This window comes from Flavitalea plasmicola, assembly GCF_030546645.1.
Lineage (GTDB): Bacteria > Bacteroidota > Bacteroidia > Chitinophagales > Chitinophagaceae > Puia.
The window spans coordinates 160,013-172,337 of record NZ_JAUOTO010000008.1; the positions used below are offsets into that span (position 1 = coordinate 160,013).

Annotated in this window: 2 protein-coding genes; both read right to left on the reverse strand. The window is 52.7% G+C overall.

Features of this window, described 5'->3' with window-relative positions:
• Nucleotide 1: 1 nt before the first annotated feature.
• Nucleotides 2-4,456: a non-ribosomal peptide synthetase gene (locus Q4E93_RS28630; RefSeq protein ID WP_303591244.1), complete on the reverse strand. Its 4,455-nt coding sequence runs from the start codon at nucleotides 4,454-4,456 to the stop codon at nucleotides 2-4.
• Nucleotides 4,453-12,321, reverse strand: coding sequence for a non-ribosomal peptide synthetase (locus tag Q4E93_RS28635; protein WP_303591245.1), 7,869 nt, complete (start codon nucleotides 12,319-12,321; stop codon nucleotides 4,453-4,455). Before Q4E93_RS28635 ends, Q4E93_RS28630 begins: the two co-directional genes overlap by 4 nt.
• Nucleotides 12,322-12,325 lie beyond the last annotated feature (4 nt).

The following is a 12,325-nucleotide window of genomic DNA, read 5'->3' on the forward strand; positions in this document are numbered from 1 at the left end:
GTCAGGCTAATTTTTCGAGATTGGTCCTTATTTTACGGGTGGGCAGGAACGGTTCGTTCATCAGCTGTCTCAAAAGTTCACTGTACATTTCCCAAAAATCTTCGATGTCCTGCACGGGACACCTGTTGGGGTTAAGTGTGAGCTGGAAGCGCAGGCAATTGCCATATTCGTACACCGTCAGTCCAAAGGCCCTGGGGTCCGACATCGGATTCTCTCCCTTGCCGTTGCTTTCCCATTCTCCGGGGGAAAGATCGCGAACATGGAGATAGGTATAATTGTGATAATTAAAGAAGACCGTATCCTGCAAAAAGGTTTGACTGTTAACACCGGGCAGGTCCTCCAACAGTCTCAGCAACGGGTAGGCTTCGAAATTCAGGTCTTCCAGGAATCCGTCCCTGACCTTCATCAAATGATCGAGCGCCTGATCCTCCTCCCCTACCCGATGACGTACCAGGAGCAAATTGGAAAAGAATCCGATCAGGCCACTGACATCAAGATCGCCGTAGCATTTTGAATTCCTGCCGATGACGTTCGTCAATAAAGTAATATCGTTGTTGCCGCTTAATTTATTCAGCAGCAGCACCAAGGTCCCCATCAGCAGGGTTGGCCTGGTTAGTCCGTTTGCCGGAACGAACTTTTCCATATGATCATACAGGGGCCCATGTATCACCCGGTTCAGGTACTGCAGCGGTTTGTTGTCCGTTCGTACTATCGCGGAGGCCGTGGGCCAGACGGCCTTTTTAAATCCATTGAGCTTTTTCATCCAGTAGGCTCTATAGCGACTACCTTCTTCCGTCTCCAGGAAAGCGTGCTGTCGCTGGGAGAAGTCCCGGTATTGAAAGGGCAGCGGTTTCAGAGGTGTATGGTCTCCTCCTGCTGCGGCTTCGTACAGCGCTTTCAGCTCCTCTTGCAGAATGCCATGCGAATAACCATCTATAAGGGCATGGTGTATGGAGATCAATATGGCGTATCCTTCATTTTTCACCTGGTAAATTTTTACGGAGAACAAGGTGGTGTCGAAGATGTCTGTATCCAGGGCCCGATGTTGCTCCACGACAGTGTTCCAATCTTCCCGGGATATCGTCGTGAGGGGCGGTAAGTCGATCTTCACGGCGCCGGGGGGCTGGATCCTTTGGTATATGCGATCGCCGGCCCGGAAGAAAGTGGTCCGCAGTATCTCGTGGCGTTCCAGCAACCGGTGGAGCGCCATTTGTAAATGTCCCTGGTCCATCCGGTCCTGCTCATGGGTCAATATCACCATGCTGCCGCCGGTGTATAAAGGGGAACAGTAGAGTAGCTGGTTATAGGAGGCCAGGTATTCCTCTACGGATGGTAGCTGTTCCTGGAAGGAGGGCGAGGGCTGGGGCGCGGCAAGCAGGTCGTCGATATGGGCGGAGATATGTTCTACGGTGTTTTGTGAAAAGATAGTTTTTACCGATAGGGACACGCCCATCTCTTCGATGACCTTCTTGGCGACCTGCATAGCTTTGAGGGAATTCCCACCCAATTCGAAATAGTCGTCCAGGACGCCTATTTTTTCCCGGCATAGGATGTCCTCCCATATCTTCACCACCTTTTCTTCCGTCGGTGTCCGGGGAGCCAGGTATTTACCTTCCTGAGGTCTGCCTGTTCGATCTGGTTCGGGCAGCCGGGTCCTGTCCACTTTCCCATGGGCCGTCATGGGTATGGCATCTATGGGGACGATGTGAGCCGGGATCATATAGGATGGCAGGGTCTTGCCTATGTGGGAGCGAATAGAGGACCTGTTGAGGGCTTCGTGGCATACGACGTAAGCGATCAATTCGTTCTCTCCCAAAGCGTTGGTCCTTGCCATTACGAAGGCGGTATCGATGGAAGCGTGGCCCTGCAAAGCGACCTCGATCTCGCCGGCCTCAATACGATAGCCCCTTATCTTGACCTGTTCGTCTTTTCTGCCAATGAATTCGATATTGCCATCGGGCAGCCAACGCGCGCGGTCCCCTGTACGATAGATCCGTCCTCCCTCGCGAAAGGGATCGGCGATAAATTTTTCTTTTGTCAGCGCAGGGTTATGCAGGTAGCCCCTGGCCAGTCCCACGCCGCCGATGTGGAGATCCCCTTCGATCCCGGTGGGTGTCAATTGCAGACAGTCATCAAGTATGTATAAAAGTACATTGGGAATGGGGATGCCTATCGGCACATTGCTTGCGGGGATCTCCCGTCCATGGGTATAGGTAAAGATGGAACTGCAAACGCTGGCTTCAGTCGGACCGTAGGCGTTGTAATAGGTGATGCGATCGGGCAGTGAGTAAACCGTTTCGGCAGCCACCGGTTCGGCGCCAGTGAGGATCTTTTTCAGCGCAGGCAGTTTTTCGAAGGACAATAGTTTGAGGTAGGTCACAGGAACGGATATATAATCTATATCATTATCGCGGATATAGTTCTCCATTTCCGCCAGGTTCTTCTTTTGCTCGTCGGTGATAATATACAGGGCGGCCCCATAGGTGAGGGCGAAGAATACCTCGTATACGGAAACATCGAAGGAGTAAGAATGGAACTGGAGGTTTTTCCCGCCGGGCCGGAGGCCAATGATTGCCTGATGGCCCATGGTGGAGTTGACAATAGCCCTATGGTCTGTCATGACGCCTTTAGGTTTTCCTGTAGACCCGGAAGTATAGATGACATAGGCCAGGTGTTCCGGTCCGGCCGCCGGTGGTAAGTTGTCTCCGGCATATTTATGTTCCTCCGGTTCGAATGCCTTCATGCCGTCATCGGTCAACACCCATTTGCAGCCGCTGTCCTTCAGCAGGTAATCGATCCGTTCCTGCGGGTATTCGGGGTCTATCGGCACGTAGGCGCCGCCGGCTTTCAGCACACCCAGGATGGCCACGATAATGTTAGCGCTTCTTTCCATTCGGACGCCGACCAGATCATCGGGTGTTATCGAGTGGACCTTTTTCAGGTAATTTGCCAGCCTGTTGGCCTTTTCATTCAACTGTCGGTAGGTTAAACGATGTTTCCCGGACACGACAGCGGTCAGGTCGGGATTGGCGTGGACGCTGTCCTCAAATAGGTCTACCAATGTCTTGCCCCTGGGGAAGTCGATGCCTGTGTCATTAAACGTAACAAGTATCCGTTGTCTTTCGACCGGGCTGATACAGGAGAGCTGGTCTATGCTGCGTCCCGGTGTTTCCAGCACCTGTTTCAGCAGTTCGATGAAATGGTCCCTGAGCAGGGTTATCTGTGCATCGTCATAAACATTGGCATTATAGCTGATGTTGAGGGAAAGAGCTTCGTTGGAGACGACGACCAGTGTGAGATTATAGTTATTTTGTTCTACCGTTGTCCTGGAAAAGACGGAGATATCCCCTGTCCCTTCTTTTTCCTTCTTTTCCGGCCTTACCCATTCCTGAACGGGATAGTTCTCGAAGATCATGATATGATCGAAGAGGTCCCTTCCCAGTTCGCTGGCCGACTGGATTTCCGCGAGCTGAGCATAGTGATGGTCCGCGCTTTCCAGGTATTGTTGCTGCACCTGCCGGAAGAGCTCCTGCGCGCTGGTATCTTCTTCCCATCTTATGCGTACCGGGATGGTATTGATAAATAATCCCACCATTTCCTCCACTCCGTGCAGGTTGCCGGGCCGTCCGGAGACCACTGAACCAAACACCACATCCCGGCTATGGTTATACCGGCCGAGCAAGATGCCCCATATGACCTGGATGAAAGTGTTCTCTGTGACCTTCCATTCTGCGCACAGCGCCCGGATGGAGTCGCGTTCTTTTCCCAGGAAAGAAAAAGGTGTATCCCTTAGGTTGTAGCCCATGCCGGTCCGTACAATCTTTCTGGGAAAGGTGCTTGCCGTCCTGTATCCCGACAGGTGATTTTTCCAATATTGCAGGGTGGCGGCTATATCGACATTTGCCAGCCATTTAATATAGTTTGAGTAGGGATAAGGCCTCGGCAAAGACAGCTGTTCGCCTCTCAGCAAACCCTCGTAGAGCTGGAAGAATTCTTTTACCAGCAAGCCTATGCACCACCCATCCATGAGGATATGGTGGTGGCTCCAGACGAATTCGTAGGTGAGATCACCCAAAGACAGGATGGACAGACGCATCTGGGAGCCGCTGTGCAGATCGAAACCTTTCGACCTGTCATTATCGCGGTACTCCTGCACGGCCGTCCCGGCAGCGCCGGAAAGGTCGAGGTACAGGAAGGAGGGCTGTGCCGTCTTACGTACGACCTGCAGAATATTATAGCCGAACATCCTGGTGAAAAAGGTCCGCAGGACGGCATGCCGTTCAATCAGCATCCTGTAGCTTTCTTCCAATTTGACAATGTCGAGGCGCCCTTTTATCCGGTAGCTGATCTGTTCGTGATAAGCATCTGACCCCGGGTCGCTAAGCCAGTGATAGTACATGCCTTCCTGTAAAGGAGCCAGCGGATAGATGTCTTCTATCAATTCTTCCGTAGTCATAGCATTTTATTTAGTTCCTTGAGTTGTTCGGAGCTGAGCTCTTTATAAGTAAGATCGACGGGTGTTACGTGGGTCTTTTCTTCGGAGGACAGGATATCGATCAAGCGGGTGAGGTGGCGCTTGCAAGCATCCAGCAAAGTGTCTATCGTCGTCCTGGAATATTGTTGATCGCTGTATTCCAACGACAGCTGCAAAAAGCCTTCTGCGATAAAGCCTGACAGCCTGAGCGGGAAGATCCGTGGCATCTCGGCCGACATCTCCCTACCCCTGTATTCACTGGTAAATTGGAACAGGGGTTTCTCTCCCTCCGATCTGGCGCCTGAGCCGAAATCGCCCAGGTAATTGAAGATGATATCCGGTGTTCTGCGATACTCCTTCTGTGCCAGGTACCGCAATATGCCGTATCCTATTCCTTTGTTCGGAACCCGGTGCACTTTTTCTTTCACATTGATAAGCTGGTGAATAACGTCACCCGTATGTTCCAGGTCCAGCACCAGGGGATGGAGGGTGGTAAACCAGCCAATGGTCCGGCTGATGTCGATATTGGCGCCGATAGCTTCCCTGCCATGGCCTTCCATGCCGATGACAACCTTCTTGGCGCTCAGCACTTCGGACAAAGCCAGGCTCAATGCTGTAAGAAGGATATCATTGATCTCTGTCCGGTAAGCTTTATAACACTGGGTGAGCAGCTTGTTCGTTGTTGTTTTGTCCAGTGCAAAAGTCGCTGATGCGGCATTTTTTACCAGATTAGTTCCTTCCGGCCGTTCCGGCACCAGGGGCGGGACCTGCTGTGCTTCTACAGCCTGCCAGTAAGGTTCTTCATTAGCCAGTTCCGTGCTGGAGGCATATCTTACCTGGTTTTCCTGCCAGAAGCTGAAGGAATGGGTCTTAGGCGGCAGCAACATGGCATGTCCGTCACGGTATTGCCTGTACAGGGTGGACAGGTCTTCCAGCAGGATGCGCCATGAAACGCCATCCATGATGAGGTGGTGTGCTACCAGCAGCAGCCGGTGCTCTCCGTCACCGCGGAACAGTGCTGCCTTGAACAGGGGGCCATTTTCCAGGTCGAAGCCCGCCTGGATGCGTTCGCAATGTTCCGTCACCTGTGCTGCGTCAAGGTAGTCGATCACTTCCAGCGAGTAACCTTGTTCATCTCCCTTGTTTTCCTGCATCCAGCCATCCGGGGTCTCCCAGAACACCATGCGCAATGCATCGTGGTGAAAGACTATCTTGTCAAGGACGGCCCTTAACGATTCTTCCGATATGTCTTCTTGGGTTCTGAGCAGGACCGATTGGTTAAAATGGTGACGGTTTGCCGTATAGTGTTCGAAGAAGTATGACTGGATGGGGCTAAGCGGGATGAAGCCTTCGACAGTGAACTGATCGATCTCGTTGCTGGCGAGCTTGACCAATGGGGCAAGGTCTTCGACAACGGGATATAGCATAATGTCCTGAATGGTGACGATGTATCCCTTCTGTCTCAGACGGGCTACTATTTGTATCGACTTGATGGAATCCCCGCCCAGCACGAAGAAGTCGTCTTTCATGTCGATGGGGTGTCTTTTCAGTACTTCTTCGAATACTTCAATGAGCTCCCGTTCCAGGACATTCCGGGGGTCTACGTGTGCCGTCAGTGTTTCCATCTCCTGGTCTGCCGGCTCGGGCAGTGCGGCCCTGTCGACCTTTCCATTCTCTGTCAGGGGTAATTGGTCCAACTGAATGTAATGGCCAGGAACCATATAGGCCGGGACGATCTTGCTGAGGTAGCTACGGAGTGCAGGGGCGTCCAGCGGGCGGGGGCTTACCAGATAGGCCACCAGCAGTTTGTCCCCGTGACCGTCGGATCTGACGGCCACGACGGCAGCATCTACATGTTCATGGCTTTGCAGGGCATTCTCTACCTCGCCCAACTCGATCCTGTATCCTCTGATCTTCACCTGCGCGTCCTTTCGGCCGATGAACTCGATATTGCCGTCACCGAGCCATCTGCCCAGATCGCCTGTCCGATAGATCCGTTCGCCGGGCATGAATGGATCGGCTGTGAATTTTTCTGCGGTCAGGGACGGTTGATGCAGGTATCCACGAGCGACACCGGCGCCCCCGACGCATATTTCCCCGGCGACCCCCGTCGGGCAAAGCATGTTCTCTTCGTCAAGGATATAGATACGCGTCCTCGAGATGGGTTTGCCGATGACCACCGGTTCATTCTCTTCCAGCAATTTTACCGTGCAGCCCACGGTGGTCTCGGTGGGGCCATATTCATCATACACTTCTATGCCTGGATGAATGGTCTTAAGTATCCGCAGGTGTTCGGAACTGACGGCTTCCCCTCCTATAATGGCACGCCGCATGGTGGCAGACCTGATATCAAGGTATTTGAGGATATTGACATGGGAAGGGGTAATCTTGATGCTGTCGATACCGCTGTCCGCATGGAAGCTGTGTTGGAGGATATCGGATATGTCTTTCCGTTGGTGGAATATGGTAAGACGGCCGCCTTTTGTCAACGGGCAGAAGATGCTGGTCACGGTAAGGTCGAATGACAGGGACGTATACAGTCCGAAATGGGGTTTTTCATTCTTAAAATAATAGTTATTGGCCCATTGTACATACCCCGAGAGATTATCGTTGGTAATAGCGCATCCTTTAGGTGTACCCGTCGAACCGGAAGTATATATCACGTAGGCGAGGTCCGTGGGTCTGGACGCCACAGCTGTAGGCAAGGCCGGCAGATCTGTCACTTCCAGCTGAGAATCGATGGCAAATACATCTCCTTTGAAATATTCCATATCAAAGATGTAATCCGTCTGTGTAATAAGCGTCTTGATACCTGTGTCATTGATGAGATATTCTTTCCTGGCCCTGGGATAGCCGGGATCGATGGGAACGTAAGCCGCGCCGGATTTCCAAATACCCAGTAATGCAATGATCATCCATTCGCTGCGGTCCAGCTGGACACCTATCAGTTCATCGGCGCCGGCCTGTCCATTGACTTTTAGGTAAGCGGCCAGGCGGCCGGACAATTCGTTCAGCGTACCATAGGACATCGTACTGTTCTCCAGGACGAGGGCTATCTCATCCGGATGCAGGGCAGCCTGTTGTTCGAACAGGCTGATGGGTGCCAAATATTGTTCAAAGTTGGGCGGAGTGGTGTTGAGCGTTTCCAGCAGCCTTCCTTTTTCTGCAGCATACATATATTCCAGGCTGCTGATAGGAACAGATGGAGATTCGACGATGGCTCCCAGCAAACCCTCAAAATGATCAAAGAGACGTTCGGCAGTTTCTTTTGTATAGAGGTCCCCGTTGTATTCCAGGGCCAGGTTGACACCTTGTTCATATTCGACGAAATAAAAGGTCAGATCGAATTTGCTGACGGTCTGTTCCCCCATCGGATAGTCGTTTGCCTGGAGCCCGTGCAGTTCCTGGCCTGCCGTCAGGGTATCCGTCCGGCTGCTGTGGAAATCCACCAATACATTGAACAGTGGACTGCGGCTGATGTCGCGCTGCAGGTGCAGATCTTCCAACAGCTGATCGAATGGGTATGCCTTATGGTCATATGCTTCCAGTGTAACGTACATGGCGTTCTTCAGCACCTCCTGGTAGGTATCTTTTCCGCTGAAGCGGGTGCGCAGTGCCAGTGTGTTGATGTAAAGACCGATCTGGTCTTCCAGGTCGAGGTGGTCCCTTCCGGAAATGGGGCTGCCGATGATAATATCCTGTTGACCAGTGTACCGGTAGAGGTAAGTATTGACAGCAGCCAGCAATCCCATGAACAAGGTGCCGCCCTGTTCCTGGCTCAACCGGTTGATGGCTTCGGTAACGGGTTTGGCGATCATCCGGGAGACCTTGCCGCCTTTATAACGGTTCACCGGGCGGCGTGCCTTATCAGTTGGCAATTGCAGTATGGGCAGCTCGCCATCCAGCTGTTTGAGCCAATATTCGCGGTGGGACAGCAGCGACCCATCCTGCAGTTGTTGCTGTTGCCAGGCGGCATAATCTTTATACTGGACCTTGATAGGCAGCAATGGGTGTTCGCGGCCCTGGACAGCGGCGTTATACAGCAGCAGGAGCTCTTTGATCAGGATGCTCATGGACCAGGCATCGCTGATGATATGGTGGACTACATAGGTGAATATCCACTTATGATCTTCCATTTGATAGAGGCTGGCACGGACGAGTGGCGCGGCCGCCAGATCAAAGGGCGTATTGAATTCGGACTGGATAAGGCGCTGCAATACTTCCTGCTGGTCCTTCTCGTTTCTCAGGTCCTGGTGGACTATCCTGAATCCCAGATCTTCAGGGGGGAGGATGAATTGGCGTGCTCCTTCCTGGTCGTCGTTGCGGAAGGCGGTGCGGAGGCTTTCGTGCCTTTCCAGCAGCTTGTCGAAGGCATTCGTCAGGGCGGCTATATTAAGGTCACCTTGGAACTGGCAGATGCCGGGGATGATATAGGCCACGTTGCCTTTTTCAAACTGGCTGAGCACCCATAGTCTCCGCTGCGCGGATGACAGGGGATAGTCTTTCATTTCCTCTGTCTTGGGGATATTGACAAAGGAGGTGATCCTGGCCTGATCGATCATGACGGCCTGTTCTTCCACGGTAATATTGGCGAACAGCTCTTTCAGAGAGGGCTTTACCTCGAATTCCTTGTGGATCTGGCTGGCCAGCCGAATGATCTTCAGACTGTATCCGCCCAGGTCCAGAAAACTGTCCTTGATGCCGACGTTGGTGGTATTGAATATTTCCTCCCAGATACGTACCAGCCGGGTCTCCGTCCTGGTGCGGGGAGCTACATAGGTCCTGGCAGTCTGGAGACCCCCTTCCGGATCGGGCAATTTATTCCTGTCCACCTTTCCATTGACAGTAAGGGGGATGGTTTCCAGTTGCATGAAATGGGTAGGGATCATAAAAGCAGGCAGCTTACTGGCCAGGTAAGCCCTAAGCTCTGCGGGGTCGGGTTTATCCCAGCTAACGAAATAAGCCACCAGATGCCTGTCCCCGTTGCCATCGGTTTTTGCCAATACTGCTGTCGCATCTATTTGCACATGGTCCATCAGGACGCTTTCTATTTCCGCGGGCTCGATGCGGTGGCCTGAGATCTTCACCTGGTCATCGGCCCTTCCGATGAACTCAATGTCTCCATATCCCAGCCAGCGGCCCAGGTCACCAGTGCGATATAACCTGCTGTTGCCATGAAAAGGGTCGTCGACAAACCTGTCGGCGGTCAGTTCCGGTCTCTCAAGGTAGCCTGCCGACACACCGTCACCGCCGATGTATATTTCGCCTGTCACCCGGGTGGGGCAAAGCGCCCTGTCCTGGTCCAGTATATAAATCCTGGTATTGGCGATGGGCCGGCCGATGAGTACAGGCATGCCTTCCTCCAATTGTTTTACGATGCATCCCACTGTAGTTTCCGTAGGGCCGTATTCATTGTATATTTCCATCGCAGGATTAATACTCTTAAGGATGCGGATATGTTCGGGCATCACCTGTTCTCCGCCCGCAATGACGAGCGAAATGGGCGAATTATCTGCATCGATGTACCTGAGGAGATTGATATGGGAAGGAGTTAGCTTGACGCTGTCGATGGCTGTCGTCCCGTTGAAGCAGGCAAGCAATGTTTCACGGACATCTTCCCGGTGAGGCAGGATGGTAAGAATATTACCCCGGGTCAGCGAACAAAAGATGGACGTCACCGTGAGGTCGAAGGATAAGGAGGTGAACAAGCCGAAGTTGCCTTTCCCTTCGCCGTTGAAGTAGTATTGATTTGCCCAATGGATATAGTTGGAGAGATTTTGATGTGTGATGATACATCCTTTCGGGAGGCCGGTGGATCCGGAAGTATATATGACATAGGCCGGGCCGCTGGCGACGGGCATGGAGAGAATATCTGTGTCGTTATCCCTGTTCGCTCCGGCACTAAAGGCGTCCAGTTCGTCCTGGTCGATGACAGCCTTGCAGCCACTGTCGGACAACATATAATCGATCCTTTCCCCTGGGTAGCCCGGATCGATGGGAATATAGGCTGCGCCGGCCATCCACGTACTCAGAAGCGAGATCACCTGCCATTCGCTCCGTTCCAGGCTGATGGCTACCAGGTCTCCTGCTTTCAGGCTGAATTTTTTCCGCAGGTAGGCGCCGAGCCTTGCAGCCTTTTCATACAGCTGTTCATAGGAAAGAGAGTGCCCTTCGAAGACGACAGCAGTGGCATGGGGGGTAAGCGCCACCTGGTCTTTGATCAGGTGGAGGACAGATTTACCGGCTGGATATGGCGCATCGGTGTTGTTGAATGCCGACAACAATGTGTTTTTTTCCGCTGCGTCCAGGTAATCCAGTTTTCGGACGGGTACACCGGGCTCCTGCAGAAGTTTTTCCAGGAGTTGCAGGTAGTGGGAAGCCAGCTGCTGCATAGCCTCCCGCGTGAAGATATGGGTATTGTACTCGAACCCTATTTGGATCCCATCGTCTTTTTCAATAAAGTTGAGGGTTAGATCGAGCTTGCTGATGAAATGGCCGCTCCCTTTATAACCCGTGACTGTCAGTTCGCCCTGCCCGTCATCCTGTGCAGGAGCCTTCATGCCTGTGTTCTGAAGGATCACCATTACGTCGAACAACGGATTGCGGCTGGGGTCGGGACGGAGATTGAGTGAGTTGACGATCTCGTCGAAAGGGAACTCCTGGTGCTCATACGCTTCCAGGGTTACCTGGCGGACCTTGTCGAGCAGCTGTTGAAAGCTGTCATCCCTGTCGCATCGCACTCGCAATGCAAGGGTGTTAATGAAGGGCCCGATCATGCTTTCAAGGTCTATCTGTTCCCTTCCCGCGATGGGGCTTCCCACGACGAGGTCCTGCCGTCCGGTGTAGCGGTATAGCAGGGCATTAACCGAAGCCAGCAATCCCATGAACAGTGTGCTGCCGCATTCGTTGCTGAGAGATCTCAGTTTCCGGGTAGTGTTCGGGTTGATGTGGCGGGAAAGGATATCGCCGTCATAGGTCTTGACGGTCGGACGGGACCTGTCTCCCAACGGCAGGAATTCGGGAAGGTCATCCCGGAACCGGCGCATCCAGTAAGCTTTGTCATCTTTCAACGCGTCGCCGTTCAACCGTTCCTGCTGCCAGGCGGCGTAGTCCTTATATTGGATGCGCAGTGCGGGCAGTTCCAGGCGCTCTCCATCATGGTGCGCTTTATAAAATGCCATCAGCTCATCGATGAGGATATTCATGGACCATCCGTCACTGATAATATGATGCATGACACAGGTGAATACCCATTTGGCGGCCGATAGCTGGTAAAGCTCGGCACGTAACAGCGGGCCTTCGGTCAGGTCTAAGGGTCTTGCGAATGCAGTTTTTACCAATCTGTCGACCATCGCGTTCTTTTCAGTTTCCTGGGACAAATCCGTATACGCAATCTGAAAGCCCGTCTTGCCGGGGGGGAGGATAAACTGCCGTGGTTCGCCCTGTGTTATCTGGCGAAAGACGGTACGCAGGCTTTCATGACGTGCCAGGAGGCTGTCAAAGGCCCTTGATAAGGAGGTCCTGTCCAGCTGCCCTTCGAACACATATGCTTCCGTCATATTATACGCCACATTCCCTTCATCAGTCTGACTCAATATCCAGAACCTGCGCTGGGCTGAGGACAATGTGTAGAAAGGCTGCGGTTCCAGCGGGAGGATAGCGGCATCGGCCTGTCTGCCATGCATCCGGGCGAGATATTCAATCAGTCCGGCTTTGTTCTCCTTCAGGGCTGTTAAAATATCATCGGGCAGACTGGCGCCGTTGAACCTCACTCTTAGATCGTGCTTTTCTTTATCCAGCGAGACTATGATATTGTTGTCTTTTAGTTGCCTCAGTAGTTGCTGCATATGT